Below are 26,899 nucleotides of genomic sequence, written 5' to 3'. Positions count from 1 at the left end.
TAGGATATATGCTCAATTCTAAAATTCCCGCCGGACCTTTAGATCAGAAGTGGACCTATTTCAAGGGTCATTGTAAGCTGGTTAACCCGGCCAACAAGCGTAAACTGGAGGTGATTGTTGTAGGTACCGGTCTGGCAGGCGCTTCAGCCGCTGCCGCACTGGGAGAGTTAGGGTATAAAGTAAAGGCATTCTGTTTCCAGGATTCTCCCCGTCGTGCGCACTCCATTGCAGCACAGGGTGGTATCAATGCCGCCAAGAATTACCAGAATGATGGTGATTCCGTTTTCCGACTTTTCTACGACACTATTAAGGGGGGCGACTACCGTGCCCGTGAGGCCAACGTGCATCGCCTTGCTGAGGTGAGTGTAAATATCATCGACCAATGTGTGGCACAAGGGGTTCCCTTCGCCCGCGAATATGGTGGATTGCTGAGCAACCGATCCTTCGGTGGGACCCAGGTTCAGCGTACCTTCTATGCTGCCGGTCAGACCGGCCAGCAGTTGCTGATCGGCGCCTACCAGGCCCTGGAGCGCCAGGTGGCCCTGGGTAATGTAGCCATGTACAGCCGTCATGAAATGCTGGATGTGGTGGTTATCGATGGCAAGGCACGCGGTATCATTGTCCGTAACCTCGTTACCGGCCAGCTGGAGCGCCATTTCGGCCATGCGGTATTGCTGTGCTCTGGAGGTTATGGTAACGTATTCTACCTCAGCACCAACGCGATGGGTAGCAACGTAACTGCCGCCTGGAAGGCCCACAAGAAGGGTGCTTACTTCGGTAACCCCTGCTTCACGCAGATCCACCCCACCTGTATACCGGTTAGCGGTGACCACCAGAGCAAACTGACCCTGATGTCGGAATCTCTGCGTAACGACGGTCGTATCTGGGTGCCCAAGAAGCAGGGTGATGATCGCAAACCAAATGAGATTCCTGAAGAAGAAAGGGATTACTACCTGGAAAGAAGGTATCCTGCCTTCGGTAACCTGGTTCCCCGCGACGTGGCCAGCCGTGCTGCCAAGGAGCGTTGTGATGCCGGTTATGGCGTAGGAACTTCCAAGCAGGCTGTATACCTCGACTATGCTGATGCCATCCAGCGTTATGGCAAGGCAGAAGTGAATAAGCGCAATATCCAAGGTGCCAGTGCGGACATGATCACCGAACTGGGTAAGGAAGTGGTGAAAGAGAAGTACGGTAACCTTTTCGATATGTACGAGAAGATCACCGGTGAGAACCCCTACGAAGTGCCCATGCGTATTTACCCTGCCGTTCACTACACCATGGGTGGGTTGTGGGTTGACTACGAACTGATGACCACTGTTCCGGGTCTCTATGCCCTCGGTGAAGCCAACTTCTCCGACCACGGTGCCAACCGTTTGGGTGCCTCTGCGCTGATGCAGGGTCTTGCTGATGGCTATTTCGTTATTCCCTATACAATCGGAAACTACCTGGCTGATGAGATCCGTACACCGGCCATCCCAACCGATCACCCTGCCTTCGTTGCAGCGGAGAAGGAAGTGGCAGACAGGATCAACCAGCTGATGAATATCAATGGTAAGCAAACAGTAGAAAGCTTCCACAAGCGTTTAGGTAAGATCATGTGGGATAAGTGTGGTATGGCCCGTAACGAGGAAGGGTTAAAGCAGGCGATCGATGAGATCCGCCAGCTGAAGAAGGAATTCTGGTCTGATGTGCGCATCCCCGGTGGTATCAATGAAATGAACCCTGAGCTGGACAAAGCCAACCGTGTAGCCGACTTCATTGAACTGGGTGAATTGATGTGTATTGATGCCCTGAACCGTAACGAAAGTTGTGGTGGTCACTTCCGTGAGGAAAGCCAGACCGAAGAAGGTGAAGCCATGCGTGACGATGCCAAGTACGCCTATGTTGCTGCTTGGGAATACGCCGGCGAACACAACTGGAACCTGCATAAGGAAGAGCTGATGTTCGAAGTAGCGAAGCCGAGTCAGAGATCCTATAAATAAGTGGTAGTCATGTGGACATGTGGATATGTGAACATGTGGACATGTGCGGATATTCATACCATTGGATTTAATACTCCCTACCTTGTTTTGGGTTATTAAACGGTAGTAGGATAGTGTAGGAATTGTTAGGTTGCTGTAAAATTGATGATATGCAGGAGCCTAACAAGATTGTAGGGATGACATTGGATTTTGCTGTCGAAATTTTGAAGTTCTGTGAAATATTGAGAGGATTGAAACAGTATGACCTGGCCAATCAACTGATGCGTTCAGGAACAAGTCCCGGAGCGCATGTTTTTGAGGCCCAGCATGCAGAAAGTAAGGCTGATTTTATTCATAAGATGAAAGGAGCTGTTAAGGAAACGAGTGAAGCCCTTTTTTGGATAATTGTATGTGAAAGAAGCGACCATTTGCCTACTTCAACCCAGCTAAGGGTGCAAGCGGAAGGTATCATAACTGTTATCAGCAGGATCATATTAACTGCTAAAGCCTCCCGATAATTTGATTAATAGTTGATTCGTAAATTGGATTGTAATTATTAATGGATGCTGGTTATGATGTGGATTCTCATGTCCACATATTCACATATCCACATATCCACATAATAAATGAATATGGAACACTACACCATGAACCTCACACTCAAAGTGTGGAGACAGAAGAACAGTCAGGACAAAGGACGTTTTGAAACTTACCAGGTGAAGAATATTTCTTCGGAGATGTCCTTCCTGGAGATGTTCGATGTATTGAACGAGGAATTGATCCGCGAAGGCAAGGAACCTATCGCATTCGACCACGATTGTCGCGAGGGAATCTGCGGTATGTGCTCCATGTATATTGACGGTAAGCCCCATGGTCCCTGGCATGCCAATACCACCTGCCAGCTCCACATGCGTGCGTATAAGGATGGTGACACCATCGTGGTAGAACCCTGGAGGGCCAATGCTTTCCCGGTGATCAAGGACCTGGTAGTGGATAGGACTGCCTTCGACCGTATCATCCAGGCTGGAGGATACATCTCTGTAAATACCGGTAATGCTGTTGATGCCAATGCCATTCCCGTAGAAAAAGATAAAGCGGATGCCGCTTTCGCTGCTGCAGCTTGTATCGGTTGCGGTGCCTGCGTTGCAGCCTGTAAGAACAGTTCTGCCATGCTTTTCCTTTCTGCCAAGGTTTCCCACCTGGCCTTGTTGCCTCAGGGTGGTCCCGAGCGTAAGGGTCGAGTGCTGAACATGGTGGCCCAGATGGACCGTGAAGGATTTGGCGCTTGTACCAATACTGGTGCTTGTGAAGCCGTTTGCCCGAAGGAAATTTCCATCGCCAATATCGCTCGCCTCAATGCGGAATACATTGGTGCTGGCCTCACTGCTGAGAAATAATCGCAACTAATCATAAGTAAAGGGTCAATGCAGGTAATCCTGTTTTGACCCTTTTGTTATATTCAATAGCCTGGTCAGGGCAGGCTCAGCCACCTGCGTAGATCAGTTTTTCACCATCCTTAAGGATATACCCCTTCCATGGATATAGCTTGAGTTGGCCATTCTCCCAGCTATGGCCACCTTCCTTTCCCTTCCGCTCCAATAGGATAGAACCCTTCTTCCCCGGTAGCCAGAGTTCAGCTTTTGATTGGTCGGCATTGAAAAATATATAGGCCGCTTCTGCCTTACTGGCCATTTCACCATTTGCATTCAGCCTTGTCGCGCGTTCGAATAATCGGATACATTCCTGCTGAAGTTCCGACCAGGTGTAGCCTGTTGCGCCAATGCAACCATGGCTGTCGCGATCAGCCCCTGTCATGGTTTCCTTTGCATATTCCAGTCCTGCCGGGGTAAGCATGTAACTGATTAGCTTACGCTGACCAATAACCGAATTTTCCTCTTTAGGCGATCCGGGAACAGGAAAGGTCCTTTTCAGCCTATTTTCAGCTATGAATATCGAATCATGTCCGTCATATCCTTCGAACCTTCCACCCGGTCCTTTATCGGCATCCGTAATTTCTGGTAGGGCTATGGTTCGGAGTTGCTGTTGCCCATCAAGGGTGAAGGGCAGGATAGTGCCATATGACCCGCTCCCCGCCGCCTGGGTGATGATATAGACCTCATTGGTATCATTGCCATCAAGATCGGCGACCAGGGTATTGATGATCGGGTCCTTTTCCCCTGCATCGATAGTGTTTTCAGGGTTTCCCTTGAGGAACACCTTGATCCTGGATAGGCTTGCTCCCAGGGAGTTGTCTTCTGCAACAGCAAACTCCAGGCCATGTCCTGCGGGGAAATAACTGGTATCGATCGTTTCGGAACCTGCTATGGCCCCGGTTGGCTCTTTTTCCTTTTGCTGGGAAGCGTTCCCACAGGCAATGGAAAGGAAAACCAGCCCGGTAAGTAGAATGATCAAACTTTTCATACAAAGACGGTGAGATAAGTTAAAGTTAGATAAGTTAAACATTTGTGTAATATAAAAGCACTTTTTGTTAAGTGGTTTACGATAAGAGCTCCGTTAAAATTGGAATGTTCAAACGGTGCGCAAAAGCTCATGCTTTGTTCGTACCTTTGCGCCTCGAAAAAGGGAGATATATATGATTTCGGTTAATAATGTTACGTTGTCCTTTGGTAAAAGGGTGTTGTTTGACGAAGTGAACCTGAATTTCACGAAGGGCAACTGTTATGGTGTGATTGGTGCCAATGGTGCCGGTAAGTCCACCTTCCTCAAGATCCTGTCCGGTGAAATAGAACCCAACAAGGGTACTGTTACCATCACCCCTGGTGAAAGGATGGCGGTATTGAAGCAAAACCACTTTGCCTATGATGAGGTGACGGTTTTGAATACCGTGCTGATGGGGCACCAGAAGATGTGGGAAGTGATGCAGGAGCGCGATGCCATCTATGCAAAAGCTGATTTTACTGAAGAGGATGGTATGCGTGCCGGTGAGTTGGAAGCTGAATTTGGTGAAATGGGCGGCTATACTGCGGAAAGTGATGCGGGAAGCATGTTGAGTGAATTGGGTGTTCCTGAGCAGTTCCACCAAAGCCTGATGAAGGATATCCCTGGTAACATGAAAGTGAGGGTGCTCCTGGCCCAGGCCATTTTTGGAAACCCTGACATCCTGTTGCTGGATGAACCTACCAACGGCCTCGATATTGAAACCATCAGCTGGTTGGAGAACTTCCTGGCCGATTACGAGAATATTGTATTGGTGGTATCGCACGACCGTCACTTCCTGGATGCCGTATGTACCCACGTGGCCGACGTCGACCGCCAGAAGATCAAGATCTTTACCGGTAACTACACTTTCTGGTACGAGAGCTCACAGTTGATGAGCCGCCAGTTGAGCGATAAGAACAAAAAGGTAGAGGAGAAGCGTGCTGCCCTTATGGAGTTCATTGCCCGATTCAGTGCCAATGCTTCGAAGTCCAAGCAGGCTACCAGCCGTAAGAAGGCCCTGGAAAAATTGACGATCGAAGAGATCGAACCCAGTAACCGCCGCTATCCTGGTATCATCTTCCAGCCACAGCGCGAAGTGGGCAACCAGATCCTGAACGTAGAGAACCTGGCTGCCTCTGTAGATGGCCGTGTGCTCTTCGATAAAGTTACCTTCAGTGTAAACAAGGGTGATAAGATCGCCTTCCTTAGTAAGGACCCCCTGGCGGTAACCCGTTTCTTCGAGATCATCAATAATAATGGCAAGGCGGATAGTGGAAAGTTTGAATGGGGTACTACCATTACCAGTGCTTACCTGCCATTGGAACACAACGATTTTTTCACCGAGGGCTTGTCCCTGCTGGAATGGTTGCGCCAGTTCGTACCATCGCATGTGACCGATGCCGATGAGCCATTCCTTCGCGGCTTCCTGGGAAAGATGCTCTTCAGCGGTGATGATATCATGAAGAAGACCAATGTGCTGAGCGGGGGTGAAAAAGTGCGTTGTATGATCAGCCGGATGATGTTGCAGAACCCCAACCTGGTCATGCTCGACCAGCCTACCAACCACCTCGACCTGGAAAGTATCCAGAGCTTCAACGAAGGTTGTCAAAGCTTCCCTGGAATCGTAATGCTTACCTCGCATGACCATACCTTCATGCAAACGGTAGCCAACCGAATCATCGAATTGACGCCTACCGGTATCATCGACCGCCTCATGACCTTCGATGAATACCTGGATGATGATAGGGTAAAGCAATTGCGGTCAGAAATGTACGCCGAACAGGCGCTTGCCTGATCTTGTTAAATAATCCATTTAAAGGCCGGCTTGCCGGCCTTTTTTGTGGCCTTTACCTTGCGCAGGGAGGGTGTTTTCACGGAGCAGGTCGGAGCCGGGTCGGAGCCGGGTCGGAGACGGGTCGGAAACGGGTCGGAGACGGGTCGGAAACGGGTCGGAACTGGAAAGGGAAAACGGAGCTGGGTTTCGGGCAATAAATGCTATTTTTAAACGCTATAAATAAACCTGGTGCTTGTTGAGACGGCTGTTGATATGTATCCTTTTGCTTACTTCTGTGTTTGGGGCTGTTGGGCAGGAACCAATGGCCCGTCCGCAACAGCTATCTAATCTTAGGATCAAGAAAGTGCCGGTACAACAGTCTCCCTTCAGGCTGGATTCCCTTAGCCTGGTTCCCGGTACCATCCAGGTTACCGGTCTTGCAGATTCCCTTTATTCCATCGATTGGCTGAATGCTACGATCACCTGGAAGACCTTGCCGCCCTTCGATTCTATTCTGGTCCGCTACCGAGTATTTTCAACCCGGCTCAATGCAAAGGCAAGCAGGATGGATTTTGACAGCCTGCTGAACCAACAGGTCGCACAGGTCGTCATCAGGGGGAATACCGGCCAGAAAGCTGGTGAAGGGGATTTCTTCAACTTCGGGAACATTACCTATTCCGGTAGCTTCGGAAGGGGCATCTCTTTTGGTAACAGCCAGGATGCTGTAGTCAGTTCTACCCTGAACCTACAGATCAACGGTTACCTGGCAGATAGTATTGAGATCGCGGCAGCCATTACCGACAACAATATCCCTATTCAACCCGATGGAACAACCCAACAGCTGAATGAATTTGACCGCATCTTTTTGCAGTTCAGGAAGGATGCCTGGAACCTTAGCCTGGGTGATATCGATATCCGGCAGAACAGGAATTATTTCCTGAACTTCTACAAGCGTTTGCAGGGTGCTTCTTTTGAGAATACTTCCCGCCTTGGGAGCAAGGTTACCAACCATACCCTGGTCAGCGGGGCCATCGCGAAAGGTAAGTTCACCCGTAATATTTTACAGGGGCTGGAAGGCAACCAGGGACCTTATCGCCTGCAGGGGGCCAATAACGAACTCTTTTTCGTGGTACTGGCAGGAACGGAAAGGGTATACATTGATGGGGAACTATTGCAGCGTGGGGAAGACCGTGACTATGTCATCAACTACAACACCGCAGAGATCAGGTTCACGCCAAGACGCATGATTAACAAGGATCGCAGGATTCAGGTGGAGTTTGAGTATGCCGACCGGAATTACCTTAACACCAACCTTTACCTTGCCAATGAAACGGATTTCTCCGGTAAGTTCAGGCTGCGTATGGCTGCCTTTTCCAATAACGATGCGAAGAATTCACCTATCAACCAGACGCTGGATGCCAGCCAGAAGAATTTCCTGGGCATATTGGGCGATAGCATCCAATATGCTTATTACCCCGTTGCGGCCATTGATACGTTTGCACCGGGAAAGATCCTTTACAAACGGGAATACATCACTCTGAACGGTCGACCTGATTCCATCTATGTGTATTCCACCAATCCGGATAGTGCCCGGTATAACCTTTCGTTTGTTGATGTGGGTGAGGGAAGGGGAAACTATGTTCCGGACCTGAATGCAGCCAATGGTAAGGTATACAGGTGGGTTGAACCTATCAACGGACAGCCACAGGGAAGGTATGAGCCGGCCACTTACCTGGTAACTCCCAAGACCCAGCGGGTGGTCACTGTTGGAGGTGATTACTATGTTTCTGATAAGACAATGGTTTCCGCTGACCTTGGGTATAGCCGTTATGATGTTAATACCTTTTCGGCTAAGGATAAGGATAATGACAAGGGCCTTGCTGCCAAGCTTCAACTAAAGCATATACTCCCCTTGAATAAGCAACTGAATCTCCAGGGAGATGGAGGGTTCGAATGGGTGGAGTCGAGCTTTAAACCCCTGGAACGCCTGCGGAATGTAGAGTTTACGCGTGACTGGGGCCTGCCCTTGCAAGTAACACCCGCCGATGAAACCATCTATAATGCCGGGCTTGAATTGTTTGATACCAAACAGAACAAGCTGCGTTACCAGCTTACAGGTTACAACAGGAGCGATGGATTCAATGGAATCCGGAACAGTCTCTTTCATGTACAGGAATTGAAAGGCTGGCGTTTCAACAACCAGTTTGCCTATACGCAGTCTGAGAACTCGCTGGATAAAGGCTATTTCCTTCGCCCGACGATTGACTTGGCCAAGTCCTTCAGCAGGCTCAAGAATTATTCCCTTGGATTCAGTTATGCGCTTGAACACAATGAGTTCAGGGATAAGGCTGCCGATACGCTGACCCCTACCAGCTTTTCCTTTGATATCATGCAGGTGTATATCAAGTCGGATGAAAGGAAGCGCAACACCTGGGGTTTAACTTATTATACCCGTAAGGATAAATTGCCTTTTGGGAAGGAGCTGCTGGATACGGACAAGAGCAGAAACTTCAGCATCAAGACAGAACTGTTGGCCAATCCCCGGCACCAATTCCGGCTCAATGCCACCTACCGGATACTTGATGTGATCCAGAAGACCAGCACTAATGGCAATAGTGACAAGAGTTTGCTGGGAAGGGCGGAATACCTGGTAAATGAATGGAAAGGGATGTTGACAGGAAACCTGTTGTATGAACTGGGAGCGGGGCAGGAACAGAAAAGGGACTTTTCATTCCTGGAAGTTCCCGCTGGCCAGGGAGAATTCGCCTGGTTCGATTATAACAATGATGGCGTCCAGCAATTGAATGAATTTGAAGTGGCCTTGTTCACAGACCAGGCTAAATTCATCCGGATCTTTACACCAACCAATGAATACATCAAGGCATCCTATTCAACCTTCAACTATAGCCTGACCCTTAATCCCAGGATGTATTTTGACCCATCCAAGTCCAGGGGTTTGAAAAAGTTCCTTGGCAGGGTCATCCTCCAGTCTTCGCTACAACTATTTACCAAGCAGGAGGCAGATGGTATCAGCCAGTGGAATCCTTTTGAGAACAGTTTCAATGATTCAGGATTGATCAACCTTACCAATATCTGGGTGAATAGCCTGGCCTTCAACCGATTCAGTACCAAATGGGGATTCGACATCAGCAATAACCGCAACAGGGGCAAGGTATTGCTTACGTATGGTATTGAAAGCCGGGCTATAACGGAGTGGACGATGCGCGGAAGGGTGAATATTGGCAGGCTTTTCACGGTTGAATTGATTGGCAAGAAGGGGGAGAACCAGGTTATCAGCGGCAATGCAAAGTTTGATAATCGAAACTATGACCTGAAGCAGTATGCGCTGGAGCCAAGACTAACTTTTACCAAGGGGGCAAGCTTCCGTGCGGTTACGGGTTACCGTTATAACGACAAGAAAAACCGGGGAGGGGCCCAGGAGCAATACCAATCACATTCCGTAAACACTGAAGTGAAGTATAATTTGTTGCAGAGCGCTTCATTACAAGGGAAATTCACCTATACCAATATCAGTTATCCTTACCCTACCAATACATCAGTTAGTTACATCATGCTGGATGGTTTGTTACCAGGCAGGAACTTCCTTTGGAACCTTGACCTGACCAAGCGCCTGGGCAGGAACCTTGAGCTGAATATGCAATATGAAGGAAGGAAACCGGGAACAGCAAGGGTGGTGCATATCGGAAGGGCAGGCATAAGGGCTTTGCTGTAAATGACCCAAAAAGAAACCCCTCACGGTTGGGTGAGGGGTTAGAAATATGTTCCAATAAAAAAGCTGCCCCAGGGCAGCTTTTTTATTTTTAGCTGAACAGTCCGCCTTTCTTCAGTTCGCGGGTGCCTTCGCCAATCTTGAATCCGTTGTTATAGATCTCGATCTTGTAGTTGCCACGCTGGAACTCAGAGCCAGTCTTCAGGCCAAACTCTACAGGAGACTTCTTGCCGGTTTCGATCTTCACGGGAACCTTTGCAGTGTAGGTCTTCTCGCCTTCTTCACGGGTAGTAAAAGAACCGGAACCGATTGCCTGCTGGGAAACGATCTTTCCATCAGGACCTGTTACGATCACGTATACATCTGCATTACCGGCGGGAGCGATGCGGTTGTCTACATCAAAGGAAACAACCAGCTTATCTACACGCTTGGCAGTAGAAGTAACTTTCTCCTTACCACTCTTCTTTTCGTTGATCGGGGTGATCGCGATATTGTAAGCATTCAGGGTAGAAGCTACATCAACTGTCTTCTCCAGTTCCTGCTTGGCACTGGTAGTAGTAGCCAGGTCAGAGGTCAACTGGGTTGTTTTTGCTTTCTCAGAAGTCAGGTCAGTGTTCAACTGCTGGTTTTCTGCAGTCAAACGGGCAACTTCCTGCTCGAGACCGGCAACCTTATCGTTAAGGGTTGCGATCAAATCTTTTGCCCTCTTCAATTCTGCCTGGGTAGCGTTACGCTTGTTCAGGATGCTGCGGATCTCACCCTTCAATTTAGAGATCTCGCTGTTCCTTTCGGTCAGCTGACCCTGCAGGGCGTTGTTGCTGCCGGTTACGGAATCCAAACGGGCCAGTGCTGCATCAAAGTTGCGCTGAACCTCAGTCTTCTCATCGGTAACCTGGGCTATGGTTTGATCTTTCTGAGCAATGGTCTGCTCATTCTTGTTGTTGTTCCATAACAAGTAACCCCAGGTGCCTAATAAACCAGCTGCCAGCAAGGCAATGATGAGGCCCTTGTAATCTTTTTTGGGTTCTTGCTGTGGGGTAGCCGAGGGGTAGTTAGTAGTACTCATTTGTTATCCTTTTTTTCGATTTAGATAAAATGGTTAATGAATTTTTCAGGTTTAGTTGTTAACAGACGACATAGGGCTTTCTAAAACCGTGCCAGAAATTTTTTAAAGGCGGTAAGAATGGATTGTCAAGGAGTTACGGAAGTAATCGGGGTAAGGGTTGGAATGGCTCTATAAAATTAATTCCTATAATTGCAATCTTCAAAAAAATGATGCATGTCGGTAGAAAAAATCCTGGGTGATTGGAAAAAGAAGCAGTTCAAACCGGTTTATTGGCTGGAGGGTGAGGAGGATTACTATATAGATAAGCTGATGCAAACAGCGGAACATGACCTGCTGACCGAAGCGGAAGCCGGATTCAACCTGACTGTTTTCTATGGAAGGGAGGCCAACTGGGCCGATGTGGTGAATGCCTGCATGCGTTATCCCATGTTCGCAGAACGCCAGGTGGTATTGCTGAAAGAGGCGCAGCAGATGAAGGATATTGATAAACTTGAAGGGTATATCAATAATCCCCTTTCTTCCACTGTTTTTGTAGTGGGTCACAAGGAAAAGAAACTCGATGGCCGCAGTAAACTTGCCAAGATCCTGAAGGAAAAGGGGGAAGTACTGAGCACCAAGAAAATGTATGATAACCAGCTGCCGGACTGGACGGAAAAGCTGGTCGCCTCGAAGGGCCTGTCCATTAGCCAGAAAGCCCTGCACCTGCTGGTTGACCATATTGGCAACGACTTGAGCAGGATCGATAACGAGATCGATAAGCTGTCATTGAACCTCGGCTCACGGAAAAACATAACCGAAGATGACATTGAAGAATATGTTGGTGTAAGCAAGGAATACAATGTATTTGAATTGCAGGATGCGCTGGCTCGTAAGGACCTGCCCAAGGCCATTCGCATCATCCAGTATTTTGAAGGCAACCCCAAGGCCGCACCCATCCAGATGGTCCTGCCAGCCCTTTATAATTTCTTCAGTAAGGTTTTCCAGGTCTTTGGCGTACAAGCCAGGGATGAGAAAATGATCGCCAGCACATTGGGGGTAAACCCCTTTTTCGTTAAGGATTATTTAGGTGCTGCCAACCGCTACCAGTATGAAGGAGTTGAAAGGGTAATGTTGTTGCTGCATGAATACAACCTGCGCAGCATCGGTATCCGTGACTCGGGAACCCCTGATGGCAGCCTGATGAAGGAACTAGTGGTGAAGATGATGGCCTAGGGTATGGGCATTACGCCCAATCATCATTTAAGCATTACCAAGGCTGGTCATGGCTGACTCCTTGTCGAGGGCCAGCTGGGCCTTTAATGCCTCCAGTCCGTCGAATTTCTTTTCTGCACGCAACCTGTGGTGCAGGGTAACCGACAGGGTATGTCCATAGATGTCGGCATTGAAATGGAAGATATTCACCTCAATTACCCGGTTCAAACCATCTACCGTCGGGCGCACACCGATATTCATCATGCCCTTCAGAAAATTCTTCGAATATTCTTTTCCGTTAGCATCGGTCAATTGAACGGTGACCGCATAAACACCATTTGCAGGGATCAGTTTTTCATTGTCAGTAATCAGCAGGTTTGCTGTTGGGTAGCCAATGGTCCGACCCAATTGGTTTCCTTTTACCACAGTGCCCTCAAAGAAATAAGGGTAACCCAGCAGGGTGGAAGCGAGTTCCACATCACCCTGCAGCAGGGCCTGGCGGATTCGCGTTGAACTGACCGTAGAAGCTTCCAGCATATGGGCCGGGATCTCGATCAGGGAAAAGCTGCCTTTTGATGCATAGTCTTCCAAGAGGTGGAAATCCCCCTCGCGGTTCTTCCCAAAGCGATGGTCATAGCCAATGATGATGGTATGCGGGGTGAACCTTTTCACCAGGAAGTCTTCTACATATTCCCGGGCGGATTGCAGGGCAAATTCATTGGTGAAGGGCACTACTACAAGGTGGTCGATCCCGGCAGCTTCCAGCAACCGGATCTTCTCGGGTAGGCTATTCAGCAATTGAACCGGCTCGGGTGCCATTCCCACGATCCTCCGTGGATGGGGATGGAAGGTGATGATCAGGGTTTCCCCTCCGATCCTGGCGGCTTCGGCCTTCAGTTGATCCAGGATCTGCATGTGTCCGCGGTGCACCCCGTCAAAAGTGCCGATGGTCACTACAGCCCTCCGGAAAGCAGGCAATTGTTCTATGTTGCGATGGACTTGCATGAAAAGTGGGGGCAAAACTAGGAAATTTAAAGTGTGTTGGTGAGTGAAAAGGGAAATCTATTGGACAAAAGCGCCTCCCATTTGCGCAATTTTACCCACCTTTGCACTTCGAAAATATCAACATGAGTCTCTATTCCCAGCGCGGCGTTTCAGCTCAGAAAGAAGAAGTTCACAAGGCTACAGAAAAACTGGACCAGGGTTTATATGCCAATGCTTTTTGTAAGATATACCCCGATTACCTTGGTGGGGATGCCAACTGGGTAAACCTGATGCATGCCGATGGTGCCGGTACCAAGAGTATCCTGGCCTACCTCTATTGGAAGGAGACCGGGGATAACTCTGTTTGGAAAGGTATCGCCCAGGATGCCATTGTCATGAATATCGATGACCTGCTTTGCGTGGGCATTCATGATAACCTGCTATTCTCCTCTACCATTGACCGTAACAAGCGAATGGTGCCTGGCGAAGTACTGGAAGCCATTATTTCCGGAACCCAGGAATTTTTTGATGAAATGAAAGGTTATGGGGTGAATATCCATTACCTGGGAGGTGAAACCGCTGATGTGGGTGACGTGGTCAGGACCATTGCCGTAAACGGCACCATGACTGCCCGCTGGCCGAAGAATAAGTTGGTGACCAATGACAAGATAGGGGTGGGCGATGTGATTGTTGGTTTTGCCAGTTTTGGCCAGGCTGTTTATGAAAAAGCCTATAATAGTGGCCTCGGCAGCAATGGATTGACCAGCGCCCGTCACGATGCCTTGCATAAATCCTATGGCCAGGGTTTCCCTGAGTCCTACGACACCGGTCTGGATGATAAAGTGGTATATATCGGTCCCCACAAAATGACCGATCCTATTGAGGTGGAAGGGTTTGGAGCTATTGACATGGGGCATTTGCTCCTGAGCCCAACCCGCACCTACGCCCCCCTGATGAAAGTGTTGCTGCAGGAATACTTTGACGATATCCACGGATTGGTGCATGCCAGCGGCGGTGGCCAGACCAAATGCCTGAAGTACCTGCCCGGTAAGTTTAAGATCATCAAGGATAACCTTTTCCAGCCCCCGGTAATCTTTAACCTGCTGAAGGCGGCATCTGGGTCAGATTGGAGGGAAATGTACCAGGTATTCAATATGGGCCAGCGACTGGAAGTCTTCACCAGTGCAGAAAAGGCTGAAAAGCTGATCGAAGCTGGTAAGGCCCTGGGTATCGAGGGTAGGGTGATCGGCCGGGTAGAAGCAGGTGAGAAGAAGGAATTGGTCCTGACCGCAGCGGACGGTTCGGTAGTAACTTATTAACCGAAATCGATTGCAGAGGCCCTTTTTCGGTCAGAAAACCGTCATTTCACGGTTAATATCCCCTTTATGGGTAGATTTATCCACAAAGTCTATGAACTCTGTAAAATGGAATGTACCTTTGCAGACAGTTCTGGACCTTTCTCGCCCTTTAACTTCCCTTTGGACAACCATCGGCGAACTTTAAGTGTCTATAGAGCGTTATTCATCAAATTAACAGACAGGCATGAGGCAGCTAAAAATTGCTACACAGATTACCAACCGTGATTCCCAAGCGGTTGAGAAGTATCTCCAGGAAATTTCCAAGATCTCGATGATCACTCCCGAAGAGGAGACCATTTTGGCGCAGCGCATCAAAATGGGTGACCAAAAGGCCTTGGATAAGTTGGTTCAGGCCAACCTCCGATTCGTTGTATCTGTGGCCAAGCAATACCAGCACCAGGGTTTGTCGCTCAGCGACCTGATCAATGAGGGTAACCTGGGTCTGATCAAGGCTGCCCAGCGTTTCGATGAGACCAAGGGTTTTAAATTCATCTCATATGCCGTATGGTGGATCCGTCAGTCGATCCTCCAGGCTTTGGCTGAACAGGGACGCCTGGTTCGCCTGCCCCAGAACAAAATCGGAACCTATAACAAAGCCAATAAGGCATATATGGCTTTCGAACAGGAGCATGAGCGTGAGCCATCTACTGAGGAACTGGCAGAGATCCTCGAAATGAGCGAAACTGAGATCAATAATATATTCCAGAGCAATACCCGTCACACTTCCCTGGATGCGCCTGTGCATGAGGCAGAAGATGTTGCCATGGGTGACCTGCTGGAAGGAAGTGATGATACCGATGAGGACGTAATGCAGGATTCCCTCCGCAACGAAATCCGTCGCGTATTGAAATCCCTGAGTCCACGTGAAGCTGAGATCGTGAATGCTTATTTCGGCCTCGATGGCGAAAATGGCGTGACCATTGAGCAGATCGGCCAGAAGTATGACCTGACCAAGGAGCGTATCCGCCAGATCAAGGAAAGGGCGATCAAGCGCCTGCAGAAAGCCCGTTACAGCAACGCGCTGAAAGCATATCTCGGATAACAAAGGATTAAATGCAGTAGAATTATACCAGTCAATTTAGGGATCCCGCTTTCGGCGGGATTCCTTTTTTTAACCATTGGCGGCGATACTTGTTATGTTCAAAAGCTTTTCCTTGAAAATGTACTTGCGGAATCTATGGCTCATTGTAGTTGCCAGTATTGGCCTTCTTTCCTGCGAAAAGGATATTGACTTTGACCTGGAAGAACAGGCCCCCAAACTGGTCGTAGAGGCTTCTATTGAGAATGGGCAGGCTCCAGTTGTTGTCCTTTCCAAAAGCTTTGATTATTTCAGCCAGATCGATTCGGCCGACCTGGCGGCTTCCTTTGTCCGCAATGCCGTGATCCGGGTATCCAATGGTTCCATTACCCACCAGTTAAAGGAGTATGCCATTCCTTCCCCTTTCGGGACCTTCTATTACTATTCCAATGATACAACCGTTTCTTCCCCATCCTTTAAAGGGGAGGAAGGAAAGTCGTACACCATGGAGATCCAGGTGGACGGGCAGCGCTACACCGGCAACACAACCATTCCGCTGCTTACCAAGACCATCGATTCCCTTTGGTGGAAGCCATCCCCTAATAACCCCGATACCAACCTGGTAGTGTTGATGGCGAGAGTGAATGACCCCAAGGGTTTCGGGAACTATATCCGTTTCTTCACCAGCACCAATGGCGGGAATTTCTTTCCCGGCCTGAATTCTGTCTTTGATGACCAGATCGTTGATGGAACCATTTATGATATTGAGGTGGAGCAGGGGGTGGACAGGAACCAGGAGATCGATTTTGAGACCTATTCCTTCTTCCACAGGGGTGATACCGTTACCGTTAAATTCACCAATATCGATAAGGCTACTTACGACTTCTGGCGGACAATGGAATACAATTATGGCAGTATAGGAAATCCCTTTTCTTCGCCAACAAGGGTTCTAGGGAATATCAGCAATGGTGCCCTGGGCTATTTTGGTGGCTATGCAGTTCAATACCGCTCCCTGGTTATCCCCAAATAATCCCGATAATGGTCCATAGCGGGCGCAGGGTAAGTATAGTCACATTTCCTTAACGCATTTCATACTATTTTTGGCATCCTTGTAAAAAGAGTAAACAGATCAATTATTATGGAGCAATCAAACGCAGAACACGTACACTGTCTGATCATAGGTTCAGGTCCTGCAGGCTATACTGCAGCAATATACGCTTCCCGCGCCAACCTTAAGCCGGTACTCTACCAGGGTATCCAACCAGGGGGACAACTTACCATTACTACAGAAGTGGAGAACTATCCGGGGTATCCTGAAGGCATCCAAGGACCGGAAATGATGGTACATTTTGAAAAGCAGGCTGTCCGCATGGGAGCAGATATCAGGTACGGACTGGCAACCAAGGTAGACTTCTCTGCAAGGCCTTTCAAAGTTTGGATCGATGAGGAGAAAATGATGACTGCTGATGCGGTGATCATTGCCACCGGGGCATCCGCCAAATGGCTGGGCCTGGAAAGCGAACAGCGATTGAATGGTTTTGGGGTGAGCGCCTGTGCCGTATGTGATGGGTTCTTCTTCCGCGGTAAGGAAGTAGCCATTGTTGGTGCGGGCGATACAGCCTGTGAAGAAGCACTTTACCTTTCTAAGCTTTGTACGACCGTGCACATGATCGTACGCAAGGGCGAAGATGGTATGAAGGCATCCAAGGTAATGCAGGACAGGGTGAAAGCTACCCCCAATATCAGGATCTACTGGAACAGCGAAACAGAGGAAGTGGTAGGGGAGAATAAGGTAACCGCTGTTAAGATCAAGAACAACCAGACCAATGAAGTAACAGAAGTTCCGGTAAGCGGATTCTTTGTTGCCATTGGCCACCAGCCCAATTCAGATATCTTCAAGGACTGGCTGGATATGGATGAAGCCGGTTATATCAAGACCATACCCGGTACCTCTAAGACCAATATCGAAGGGGTATTTGCGGCAGGTGATGTTCAGGATAAGATCTATCGCCAGGCTGTTACGGCCGCGGGCAGTGGTTGTATGGCAGCACTTGATGCAGAACGATTCCTTTCTGCAGCCGGGCATGTATAAAAATAATGCCCATCAATCCCATAAATGTATAATTTGGCAGCCAGGCGCTGCCAAATTTTTTTTTATGCTGACCGTACATTTAAAAGACGTTATCATTCATGCCTACCATGGCCTGTATGAAGGGGAAGAAAGGACCGGTAACAATTTCGAGGTGAACCTCAGCGTTTCTTATGAAGCGAAGAAAGGTAAGTTGGATGACCTGAAACACCTGATCAGTTATGAAGACCTGTTCAGGATTGTGCAGAAAAGAATGAATACCCCAACCCCCTTACTGGAGGAACTCGCTGATGGCATCATCTGTAAGATCCACCAGGAATATTCACAGGTGCAAAAGGTAGAGATCAGTATATTCAAACTGCAGGCGCCTATTACCGGTATGCAGGGAAAGGTTGGCATAACCCTTGTTCGCAAATTTTAAATCCAGGTATTGTTGAGAATATTGGTATACATAGGGCTATTGTTGTTGCCGGTTTTGGCTGGTGCCCAGGATGTGCAGCAATTGCTGAAAGAGGCTGCTGCGCTGGAAGCCAGTATGCGCGATGCCGAAGCATTCGTTAAGTACCAGCAGGTAGTCAAGGCCCAGCCTACCAACCTACAGGCATTATGCAAGTGCAGCGAATTGAGCAGTAAATTGGGACACCGTCAAAAGGAGCACAATACGCAGGTCACATATTATGAAGTAGCATTTAAGTATGCTGACCTGGCATTGAAAGTGAACCCAAGTTCTACTGATGCCAATTTTGTAATGGCACTGGCCATGGGAAGGATGGCCTTGGTGTCTGCCGGCCGTAAACAGGTCGAAGCGGTTAATGATATCAAGAAGTACGCGGAAAGGACCATTAAGTATGGTCCCAATGATTTCAGGGGTTATCATGTACTTGGAAAATGGTATTACGAGATCACCAACCTGGGTAGCTTCAAAAGAACGGCAGTAAAGGTCTTTTATGGGGGGTTCCCTTCTGCATCCTACGAAGAAGCGATCAAGTGCTATGAAAAAAGCATGGCCCTGAATCCTGATTTCAACCTCAATTACCTTGAGCTGGCCAAGGTGTATCATAAAACAGGCCGCAACGACAAGGCAAGGGAGTTGCTCCATAAGCTCCAGGCCATGCCCCATCGCATGGAAGATGATAAGCGTATTAAAGATGAAGGGGCGAAACTACTGGCGTCCCTGCAATAGGCCCTGGTAAAGATCCTGGCATTTTTTTATTCCGGGTTCCCTGACCCAAGCCTGTTCCATCACCTGCTTCTTATCAGATCTCTTTCTTTTTCCATTTGCCGCTTCTGATGTATGCATAGGAAAGGGAGAAAAGTATGATCCAGTATAACCATTCGCTCATCCAGCCATAGGTGATGGGGAGTTTCATCACTTCCAGCACTACATAAGCATAGATCGTATAAGCGACAATTGCCACTATCTCTATGACAAGGTTGACCTTGGTATTTCCCGTACCGGTCACGCCATTGAGCCAGATGGTAGCAAAGGACATCAATAGAAGGGCAAGGGAAATAATTCGTATAACGGGAACGGCTGCACGAACAAATTCTTCCCCCTGTCCATAAAAGGAAAGGAATAAGGCAGGAAAGAGATTAAGGAAAATACAAAGCAGGATGGAAATGGAAAGGCTGAGCTTCACGATCTTCCCGATCAATTCCTCCACCCTTTCTTTCATGCCCTGGCCTATGATATTGCTCACCATGGTATTGGAGGTGGAAGCGAAAGCCCAGGTAAACACCCCGAAAAGTCCGAAAATATTTCGCATCGTATTGGAAATGGCCAGGTCGCGCTTGCCATGGTGTTCGATAAGAATATAGAAGAACTCCCAACTGATGATGCTGATCGCATATTGGAAAATCAGGGGGGAAGATTGTACCAGGACCAACCGGGCATTTTCCTTATTCCACCTGAAATGCCTGGCCAGTCCCAGCTGTTTACTGATCCCCTTCCATTGGATCACCGCGAAGACCACGAACATACCCAGGAATTCCGCAATGATCGACGCATAGGCGGCACCGTTGAAGCCGATCTCCGGCATCCCGAATTTCCCGTAGATCAATCCATAGTCGAAGAAAATATTGCCAAGGGTTTCAGCCAGGGTCCCCCAAACGAGGTACTTGCTTTGGTTGGTTCCTACCAGTAATGCATTGCGCATCTGGTAGAGATACAGGAAGGGTAGGCCCCAGATCCGGATATGCAGGAAACTGACGGCCTTCTGCGTAAGTTCCGGTGAATGCAGGGACCGCTGTAATACCGGCGTAGCCACCAGGTAGGTGAGCAGGATGCCAAAAGCAGCGAAGGTCAGGGAGAGGAAGACCCCCTGTGCGAATAGCTTACCGATCTCTTCCACTTTGTCCTGGCCGGCACGTCGGGAGATCAGGGCCTGCAAGCCATTGTTCAGCCCGTAACCGATCACGGCGAAGATGAGGTAGTAAACCCCTGTAATTCCGGCTGCTGCCAGCGAATCTTCCCCCAGTCCTCCAAGGAAAACATTATTCGTTACAAAATTGACCTGGGGAACGAAAATGGCGAAGCTGATCGGCAGGGCAATGGACAGGATCTGCCTGTTACTGATGTTAACTTTCAGGTCTGTAGCTGTGCTATTGGCGGTTGACATAAGCGATACGCAAGCTAGCGCAAAATGGGCAGATTGGGCAGCCTCCATGAAAATGCTGTATTATTGCAGGAGAACATGAGCCAGATTCATTTACGTTACGATATAGGGCTTGGCCCGGTTGAGGACCCTGCCAACAGCCAATTGCTGATCCAGGTCCAGGAGAACAGTTTGCATTCCATTGTTGCGGATGCAGAAGGGCAGCCATTGCATTTTCAATCCATCCAGTTAGTAAAGGATCCGGAAGGGGAGAACCCCCTTGTGGAATGGTTTAGCGCCAAAAAGGAATGGATGCAGCAATGGAAGAAGGTAACCATTGTGCATTGGGCTCCGGAAGCTACCCTGGTGCCAGCGGCCCTTTGGCGGGAAGAGGATGCAGGTGAATTGCTGGACCTCCAGTTTGGGGACCTGTTCAAAGGAATTGTAATGGCTGATCATGTCCCTGTTGAGGAAGCCTACACCGTTTACAGGGTCAGTAAACATCACCGTAAAGCAGTGGAGTCTTCTGGCGGCAACCTTCATCAATGCCATCTTTTCACTCCGTGGTTGAGCTATATCCAGCGCCAGCCCAAAGCTGATGCTGGTAACCTATACCTTTATTTTGAGTCCGGCCAGTTTGCCCTTGCAGTATGGAAGGACCAGTTACAATACATTGCCATCATAGAGTATAACGTACCGGAGGATGTAAGTTATTACCTCCTGAAAGCCTGCGGCCAGGCTGGTCTTTCCCAGCAGGAAGTTGTGTTACAGGTTGATGGCTGGATCGATACGGGCTCTTCCCTTTACCAGGAGCTCCGGAAGTATTTTATCCATGTCAATACCGGCAGGTTGCCTGAAGGGATGGAACTGAATGGGGAAGCCCTGAAGGATACGCCGGTCCATTTCTTCACCCCCCTTATTCAAATGATGTCATGCGTATCATAAGCGGAAAGTTGGGCGGAAGGAAAGTGAATCCACCGGCGAAGATGCCTTATACCCGCCCAACGACTGATATTGCGAAAGAAGGCCTCTTCAATATTTTGCAGAATAACCTCGAGTTCGAAGGCATCAAGACCCTAGACCTCTTCGGGGGAACAGGAAGTATCAGCTATGAACTGGCCTCCAGGGGAGCTGCAGACCAGACCATTGTAGAGAAGGATCCTTCCATGTATTCTTTCATAAAGAAGACCGCGGCAGAGTTTGGCCTTGACCACCTTAAAGTGGTAAAGATGGATGTCTTCAAGTTCATAGAAACCTGTAATGACCAGTATGATCTCATCTTTGCAGGACCACCCTATGCCCTGGAAGCTATTGATGATATTCCCAGGAAGATCGTACAGCACCAGCTGTTAAAACCCAATGGCTGGTTTGTACTGGAACATACCCCAAGGAACCACTACCAGGGTTTCGAGAAATTTGTTTCAGAAAGGAACTATGGCACTACCGTGTTTTCTTTCTTTATCAATCGTTAAGCTTACGGAACCATGCAAAGACCAATATTTATCACCGGCATAGGTACCGGTGTGGGCAAAACCATGGCAGCGGCTGTCCTGGCGGAAGCCCTCGAAGCCGATTACTGGAAACCTGTACAGGCAGGAGAGGAGGATGGTACAGACCGTCAATGGGTGGGTGACAGGCTCAGCAATAGTAGGTCGGTCATCCATCCCGAAGCTTACAAATTAAAACTACCGGCATCTCCGCATATTGCTGCCCGTGAGGAAGGCATCAGCATCAGGGTGGAGGATATCGTTTCCCGCTGTCCTGTTACCCCTAACAGGTTGATCATTGAAGGAGCAGGCGGATTGCTGGTCCCCATAAACGGGAAGGCATTCATTGCAGACCTCATACTGGCCCTGAATGCAAGGGTTGTATTGGTGAGCCGCAATTACCTGGGTAGCATCAACCATTCCCTGCTGACGGCAGAGGCTTGTAAAACAAGGGGTATTGAAGTGGCAGGCTGGATCTTCAATGACCAATATATGGACTATGAAAAGGAGATCGTGAATTGGACAGGGATACCTTCATTGGGATCCATCCCCTTCAGCCAGCACCCGGATAAATCATTTGTTCAGCAGCAGGCAGCAGCAATTAAACCATTTTTGTCGCAGTTATGACCAAGCAGGAGTTGCGCAAGCAGTATACCGAAAAGCGTTTAGCCATTCCCGATAGGGAAAGGAGAAAGCTTGACGACCTGTTGCTGATCAATTTCCAGCAATTGGATATTCCTCCTTTTGTAGAAACGGTCATGTCCTATTGGCCACTTGAAACGAAAGGGGAAGTGAATACATTCCTTATTACTGATTTCCTTGAATTCAGGATGCCTGGTTTGCAACTGGCTTTCCCTGTTAGTGATTTCACTAACCATTCCATGAAGCCCATGCTGGTGAATGACGACACTGATTATGTTCGGAATGAATACGGGATAGCGGAACCGGTGAATTGTCCTGAATTATCACCCAAGGATATCGATATGGTGATCGTTCCCTTATTGGCATTTGACCGGATGGGTTACAGGCTGGGCTATGGAAAAGGGTTCTATGACCGTTTCCTTGCGCAATGCAGGGCGGACGTATTCCGGCTGGGCCTTTGTTATTTTGAACCCCTTGATGCGCTACCCGGCATCGACCATTTTGATGTACCTTTAAGTGCATGCGTAACACCAGCAACCATCTATGAATTTTAATATTCCATTACTCAAGCCCATTCGCATCATCCTCTTTCCTGTTTCCCTGGTATATTATGCAGTGATCAAGGTACGTAACTGGATGTACGATAAGAAGTGGTTGCAGTCCTCCGAGTTTGCCCTGCCCATCATCTGTGTGGGAAATATAGCTGCAGGAGGTACGGGCAAATCACCCATGGTGGAATTCCTGATCCGTCACCTGAAAGAGGATTTCAGGGTGGCTACCCTGAGCCGGGGCTACAAAAGGAAGACCAGGGGCTATGCACTGGCCAATGATGCTACCAATGCACTTGAAATAGGCGATGAGCCCATGCAGTTCCACCTGAAATTCCCGGATGTGGCAGTGGCAGTTGGCGAAGAAAGGATCGTTGCCGTGCCTCAATTGTTACACGACAGGCCGGATACGCAGGCCATTATTCTCGATGATGCCTTTCAGCATAGGGCCATTAAGGCAGGGCTGAACATTGTGCTAACCGACTACAGCAATTTATATACCCGCGACTGGTACCTGCCTACCGGCGACCTGAGGGACGAGAAAAGAAGCGTGCAACGGGCAGATATTATCGTTGTAACCAAATGCCCTGCCAACCTGAGCAAGGAAGACGCGGAGGCCATCCGGAAGGAATTGACGCCGGAGGAACACCAGCAGGTTTTCTTTGCCACCATTAAGTATGGGGAACTCTACCATATCCTGGACCATACGCACTATAAGATCACGAATGATGTGGAGGTGCTGCTGGTGACCGGTATTGCCAATCCCAGGCCTTTGAAGAAATTATTGGATGACCAGGCAAAGACCTATGACCAGTTGGGATTCAGCGACCACCATATCTTTACGATCGATGATCTCCGGGATATCAGGCGCAGGTTTGAACAGCTGAATGCCGCGCACAAGATCATCCTCACTACAGAAAAAGATTCGGTGAGGCTGGTGAAATTCGACCAGGAATTGAAGTCATTACCCCTTTTCGTGATTCCCATTGAAATGGCGTTTTTGTTTGGGGAACAGGAAAACTTTACCCGTTTAATCGCTACATTTATTAAGGAATTTAATGTTAGTGCTTAAACCAACCGGATGAGTAAAAAGAAACAATCCAAAAAGAAAAGCAGGAAAAAATCTTCTACTCCCGCAACGCTGAAAGGCCGGTTAGATATTACCCGAAGCGGAATGGGATTTGTGATCGTTGAAGGCCAGGAGCAGGATATACTCATACGTCCATCCGATTTCAATACAGCCATGCACGGTGATACCGTAAGGGTCAGGATCACCAAGGAAAGCGGGCGTAGTGGCCGGATGCAGGGCGTGGTTACCGAAGTGGTGGACAGGAAACAATCTGTTTTCATGGGCAAGATCGAATTATCGAAATCATTTGCCTTCTTCATAGCCGATTCTGATAAACCCATGCCCGATGTATATGTGCCCTTATCCAACCTTAATGGTGCCAAGAATGGCGAGCGGGTGGTGCTAAGGATCCTGGAATGGGAGCAAAACAAGAAACCGGTGGGTGCGGTAGTGGAAGTATTGGGCGAGCATGCGGAGAATGACCTGGCCATGAGGGAGATCATCCTGGAGAGTGGCTTCCCGCTGAATTTCCCTGAGGAGGTATTGGAAGAAACAGCAAGGATACCCGATATTCTATCCAGTGCAGAGATCAAGCGCCGCAGGGATTGCAGGGATATCCTGACCTTCACCATTGACCCGGTTGATGCCAAGGATTTTGATGATGCCTTATCGATCCGTGAATTAAAGAACGGGCATTATGAAATAGGCGTACATATTGCTGATGTAAGTTATTATGTAGAACCAGAGACGGAACTGGACAAGGAAGCCTACCACCGGGCTACATCGGTATACCTGCCCGATAGGGTGAATCCCATGTTGCCGGAAAAGATCTCTAATGAATTATGTTCCTTAAGACCGCATGAGGATAAGTTTACTTTTTCTGCCATTTTCCAGATATCTCCAAAGGGCGAACTGAAGGATTACTGGTTGGGAAGGACCGTGATCCATTCCGATCATCGCTTTACCTACGAGGAGGTGCAGGAGATCATTGAAAGCGGGGATGGCTTGTATAAGGAAGAATTATTGCTCCTGAATACATTGGCGCAAAAGTTCAGGAAACAGCGGTTTAAGAAAGGGGCCATCAATTTCACTTCGCAGGAGGTAAGGTTCAAACTGGATGAGAACCGTAAGCCGATCGGTATCATGATCAAGGAGAGCAAGGAGGCGCATCAGCTGATCGAAGAGTTCATGCTGTTGGCCAACCGAACAGTTGCGGAACATATCAGCAAAGCGGGTGAAGGCAAGAAGAAGGTTCCCTTCCCTTACCGTATCCACGACCAGCCTGATGAAGAAAAGCTGACCCCATTTGTGGCCTTTGCGATGAAGTTTGGCCATAAGTTCGATACGAAATCACCTGAACGTATCGCTGCTTCCTTCAACCAATTGTTGCAGGATGTTAGCGGAAGGCCGGAGCAACATGTATTGGAGCAACTGGGCATCCGCACAATGGCCAAGGCTATTTACACTACCGAGAATATTGGCCACTATGGCCTGGGATTCGAGAATTATTGCCATTTCACCTCACCTATCCGTCGATATCCCGATGTGTTGGCCCATCGTGTCCTGCAGCAGGTGTTGGACGGAGAGTTGCCTGTTGATAAGAAGATGGAAGAGAAATGCAAGCATTGCAGCGAAAGGGAGAGGGCTGCCATGGAAGCGGAGCGGGCTAGTAATAAGTATAAGCAGGTGGAATACATGAAGAATTTCCTTGGGGAGGAGTTCGATGGGGTGATCAGTGGTGTGGCTGCTTTTGGCTTCTGGGTGGAAACGGTAGAACACAAATGCGAAGGATTGGTGAGTATCCATTCCTTGCTGGAGTATGACGACTTCGCACATGTTGAATCGGAATATATGCTGGCCGGCAGGAGAAGTGGCCGTACCTTCCGGATGGGTGACAAGGTCCGGATTCGGGTGGTGGCGGCCAACCTCGACAAACGCCAATTGGATTATGAATGGGTGATCACTGCTGCCCTGAAGGAAGAATCCCCAACTGCCAGGAAAAGGGTGGGAAAAGGGAAAAAGTAATCAGGAATAGTTTATAAGGAACTGCCTTACCGGTCTGCTCAGACGGGTAAGGCAGTTTTATTTTTTTCTAAATAAGGAATGTCTATACTTAAGGTCCTCAATGAAACATTGAATGGATCATTACTTACATGAGCATGCTTAGCACATCCTTGATGGTCGTCGCTTCCTTGAAATTCTCATGTTCAATGGTATGGTCAATGGTTTCATGCACCCATGTGGTATGGTAGGGGACATGGCAGGCATGACCACCCAATTGCAATACCGGCAGGATATCGGATTTAAGGGAATTGCCGATCATCAGGAATTCTTCCGGCCGGATATCAAGGTGCCTGATGAGTTTTTCGTAATCGGAGACTTTCTTGTCGGACATGATCTCAATGTGGTGGAAATAATGTTCCAGTCCCGACCTTTTCAGTTTCCTTTCCTGGTCCAGGAGATCACCTTTGGTGGCCACTACCAGCCTGTACTTGCCCTTTAGCGTATGCAATACATCCTCCACCCCATCCAGGAGTTCAATAGGCTTGTCCAAAAGGTCTTTCCCATATTGGAGCGCCTTCTCAATGACCAGGTTATTTACGGTGTTATCAGAAACCCTCAATGCAGTTTCGATCATGCTCAGCATGAAACCTTTGATGCCATAGCCATAGAGGGATAGGTTTTGTAATTCTGTAGTGAGTAATTCCCTCGCTACCGTATGGGCCGGCATATAATCTTCCAATAAGGCGCAGAATTTATCCTCGGTCTCCCTGAAATAAGGCTCGTTCACCCATAACGTATCGTCAGCGTCGAATGCAACAACTTTGATATCCATACAATTTAATTCTGCTGCAAATTACGGAAAGCCCGATAGGTGGCAGCCACTATGAGGGTTAATCTGCCGGGCATTTCAGGTATTCAGGTCTACAGTTTGATCGAGGGAAGTGG

The 26,899-nt window shown here is 48.6% G+C and carries 23 protein-coding genes; 18 read left to right on the top strand and 5 right to left on the bottom strand.

Going from position 1 to position 26,899, the window contains the following annotated elements; translation table 11 throughout:
- Nucleotides 1–8: 8 nt before the first annotated feature.
- From KJS94_RS05955 to KJS94_RS05945, 3 genes are all read left to right on the top strand, one after another.
- Nucleotides 9–1,982 (top strand): fumarate reductase/succinate dehydrogenase flavoprotein subunit, encoded by a 1,974-nt coding sequence (locus KJS94_RS05955; RefSeq protein ID WP_214446396.1) that lies wholly within the window; start codon nucleotides 9–11, stop codon nucleotides 1,980–1,982.
- A 149-nt stretch (nucleotides 1,983–2,131) separates the two neighbouring features.
- Entirely contained in the window at nucleotides 2,132–2,479 is a 348-nt protein-coding gene (locus KJS94_RS05950; RefSeq protein ID WP_214446395.1) for a four helix bundle protein, read from the top strand.
- 114 nt (nucleotides 2,480–2,593) lie between these two features.
- Nucleotides 2,594–3,358: a succinate dehydrogenase/fumarate reductase iron-sulfur subunit gene (locus KJS94_RS05945; protein ID WP_214446394.1), complete on the top strand. Its 765-nt coding sequence runs from the start codon at nucleotides 2,594–2,596 to the stop codon at nucleotides 3,356–3,358.
- Nucleotides 3,359–3,443: 85 nt separating this feature from the next.
- Here KJS94_RS05945 and KJS94_RS05940 read toward each other — a convergent pair whose 3' ends face one another.
- Nucleotides 3,444–4,382, bottom strand: coding sequence for a hypothetical protein (locus KJS94_RS05940; protein WP_214446393.1), 939 nt, complete (start codon nucleotides 4,380–4,382; stop codon nucleotides 3,444–3,446).
- A 172-nt stretch (nucleotides 4,383–4,554) separates the two neighbouring features.
- Between KJS94_RS05940 and KJS94_RS05935 the strand changes: the two genes are divergently transcribed.
- Nucleotides 4,555–6,195, top strand: a complete 1,641-nt coding sequence (locus KJS94_RS05935; RefSeq protein WP_214446392.1) for an ABC-F family ATP-binding cassette domain-containing protein — start codon at nucleotides 4,555–4,557, stop codon at nucleotides 6,193–6,195.
- A 235-nt stretch (nucleotides 6,196–6,430) separates the two neighbouring features.
- Nucleotides 6,431–9,907 (top strand): DUF8818 domain-containing protein, encoded by a 3,477-nt coding sequence (locus KJS94_RS05930; RefSeq protein WP_239804308.1) that lies wholly within the window; start codon nucleotides 6,431–6,433, stop codon nucleotides 9,905–9,907.
- Nucleotides 9,908–9,995: 88 nt separating this feature from the next.
- Here KJS94_RS05930 and KJS94_RS05925 read toward each other — a convergent pair whose 3' ends face one another.
- Nucleotides 9,996–10,970 carry a DUF8428 domain-containing protein gene (locus tag KJS94_RS05925; protein WP_214446391.1) on the bottom strand — a complete coding sequence of 325 codons (975 nt, stop codon included), beginning with the start codon at nucleotides 10,968–10,970 and terminating at the stop codon, nucleotides 9,996–9,998.
- A gap of 213 nt (nucleotides 10,971–11,183) precedes the next feature.
- On the opposite strand from KJS94_RS05925, the gene holA reads away from it, so the two are divergent.
- Nucleotides 11,184–12,182, top strand: coding sequence for a DNA polymerase III subunit delta (gene holA / locus KJS94_RS05920; RefSeq protein ID WP_214446390.1), 999 nt, complete (start codon nucleotides 11,184–11,186; stop codon nucleotides 12,180–12,182).
- Nucleotides 12,183–12,209: 27 nt separating this feature from the next.
- Here holA and KJS94_RS05915 read toward each other — a convergent pair whose 3' ends face one another.
- Entirely contained in the window at nucleotides 12,210–13,181 is a 972-nt protein-coding gene (locus KJS94_RS05915) for a bifunctional riboflavin kinase/FAD synthetase (protein ID WP_239804307.1), read from the bottom strand.
- A 107-nt stretch (nucleotides 13,182–13,288) separates the two neighbouring features.
- Between KJS94_RS05915 and KJS94_RS05910 the strand changes: the two genes are divergently transcribed.
- The 6 genes from KJS94_RS05910 to KJS94_RS05885 all read left to right on the top strand — a co-directional run bounded on the left by KJS94_RS05910 (nucleotide 13,289) and on the right by KJS94_RS05885 (nucleotide 18,793).
- Complete coding sequence (locus KJS94_RS05910) at nucleotides 13,289–14,464, top strand: AIR synthase related protein (RefSeq protein WP_214446389.1); 1,176 nt, start codon at nucleotides 13,289–13,291, stop codon at nucleotides 14,462–14,464.
- 223 nt (nucleotides 14,465–14,687) lie between these two features.
- Nucleotides 14,688–15,545, top strand: a complete 858-nt coding sequence (locus KJS94_RS05905; RefSeq protein WP_214446388.1) for a sigma-70 family RNA polymerase sigma factor — start codon at nucleotides 14,688–14,690, stop codon at nucleotides 15,543–15,545.
- A gap of 118 nt (nucleotides 15,546–15,663) precedes the next feature.
- Nucleotides 15,664–16,551 (top strand): DUF4249 domain-containing protein, encoded by an 888-nt coding sequence (locus KJS94_RS05900; RefSeq protein ID WP_214446636.1) that lies wholly within the window; start codon nucleotides 15,664–15,666, stop codon nucleotides 16,549–16,551.
- A 108-nt stretch (nucleotides 16,552–16,659) separates the two neighbouring features.
- The gene (trxB, locus tag KJS94_RS05895; protein WP_214446387.1) at nucleotides 16,660–17,613 is read left to right on the top strand and encodes a thioredoxin-disulfide reductase; all 954 of its coding nucleotides are present in this window, start codon (nucleotides 16,660–16,662) and stop codon (nucleotides 17,611–17,613) included.
- A gap of 64 nt (nucleotides 17,614–17,677) precedes the next feature.
- On the top strand, nucleotides 17,678–18,031 hold the full coding sequence (gene folB / locus KJS94_RS05890) for a dihydroneopterin aldolase (RefSeq protein ID WP_214446386.1): 354 nt from the start codon (nucleotides 17,678–17,680) through the stop codon (nucleotides 18,029–18,031).
- Between the two features lie 9 nt (nucleotides 18,032–18,040).
- Nucleotides 18,041–18,793, top strand: a complete 753-nt coding sequence (locus tag KJS94_RS05885) for a tetratricopeptide repeat protein (protein ID WP_214446385.1) — start codon at nucleotides 18,041–18,043, stop codon at nucleotides 18,791–18,793.
- Between the two features lie 73 nt (nucleotides 18,794–18,866).
- Here the strand turns inward: KJS94_RS05885 and KJS94_RS05880 are convergent, their stop codons facing one another.
- Nucleotides 18,867–20,228 (bottom strand): MATE family efflux transporter, encoded by a 1,362-nt coding sequence (locus KJS94_RS05880; RefSeq protein WP_214446384.1) that lies wholly within the window; start codon nucleotides 20,226–20,228, stop codon nucleotides 18,867–18,869.
- A 24-nt stretch (nucleotides 20,229–20,252) separates the two neighbouring features.
- On the opposite strand from KJS94_RS05880, the gene KJS94_RS05875 reads away from it, so the two are divergent.
- Genes KJS94_RS05875 through rnr form a run of 6 tightly spaced genes read left to right on the top strand, consistent with a single transcriptional unit; the run spans nucleotide 20,253 to nucleotide 25,975 of the window.
- Nucleotides 20,253–21,149 carry a DUF3822 family protein gene (locus tag KJS94_RS05875; RefSeq protein WP_214446383.1) on the top strand — a complete coding sequence of 299 codons (897 nt, stop codon included), beginning with the start codon at nucleotides 20,253–20,255 and terminating at the stop codon, nucleotides 21,147–21,149.
- Nucleotides 21,137–21,676, top strand: a complete 540-nt coding sequence (locus KJS94_RS05870; protein ID WP_214446382.1) for an RsmD family RNA methyltransferase — start codon at nucleotides 21,137–21,139, stop codon at nucleotides 21,674–21,676. Before KJS94_RS05875 ends, KJS94_RS05870 begins: the two co-directional genes overlap by 13 nt.
- Before the next feature lie 12 nt (nucleotides 21,677–21,688).
- Complete coding sequence (gene bioD, locus KJS94_RS05865) at nucleotides 21,689–22,318, top strand: dethiobiotin synthase (RefSeq protein ID WP_214446381.1); 630 nt, start codon at nucleotides 21,689–21,691, stop codon at nucleotides 22,316–22,318.
- On the top strand, nucleotides 22,315–22,887 hold the full coding sequence (locus KJS94_RS05860) for a 5-formyltetrahydrofolate cyclo-ligase (protein WP_214446380.1): 573 nt from the start codon (nucleotides 22,315–22,317) through the stop codon (nucleotides 22,885–22,887). The genes bioD and KJS94_RS05860 overlap by 4 nt, the downstream gene beginning before the upstream one ends.
- Nucleotides 22,877–23,953, top strand: a complete 1,077-nt coding sequence (gene lpxK, locus KJS94_RS05855; protein WP_214446379.1) for a tetraacyldisaccharide 4'-kinase — start codon at nucleotides 22,877–22,879, stop codon at nucleotides 23,951–23,953. The genes KJS94_RS05860 and lpxK overlap by 11 nt, the downstream gene beginning before the upstream one ends.
- Before the next feature lie 9 nt (nucleotides 23,954–23,962).
- Complete coding sequence (rnr, locus tag KJS94_RS05850) at nucleotides 23,963–25,975, top strand: ribonuclease R (RefSeq protein WP_214446378.1); 2,013 nt, start codon at nucleotides 23,963–23,965, stop codon at nucleotides 25,973–25,975.
- A 124-nt stretch (nucleotides 25,976–26,099) separates the two neighbouring features.
- Here rnr and KJS94_RS05845 read toward each other — a convergent pair whose 3' ends face one another.
- Nucleotides 26,100–26,786 carry an HAD family hydrolase gene (locus KJS94_RS05845; RefSeq protein WP_214446377.1) on the bottom strand — a complete coding sequence of 229 codons (687 nt, stop codon included), beginning with the start codon at nucleotides 26,784–26,786 and terminating at the stop codon, nucleotides 26,100–26,102.
- Between the last annotated feature and the right edge of the window lie 113 nt (nucleotides 26,787–26,899).

It is taken from the genome of Flavihumibacter rivuli (assembly GCF_018595685.2).
In the GTDB taxonomy this organism is placed as follows: Bacteria; Bacteroidota; Bacteroidia; order Chitinophagales; family Chitinophagaceae; genus Flavihumibacter; species Flavihumibacter rivuli.
The sequence above is the reverse complement of the archived record's forward strand: the minus strand, read 5'-3'. Positions and strand labels throughout refer to the sequence as shown.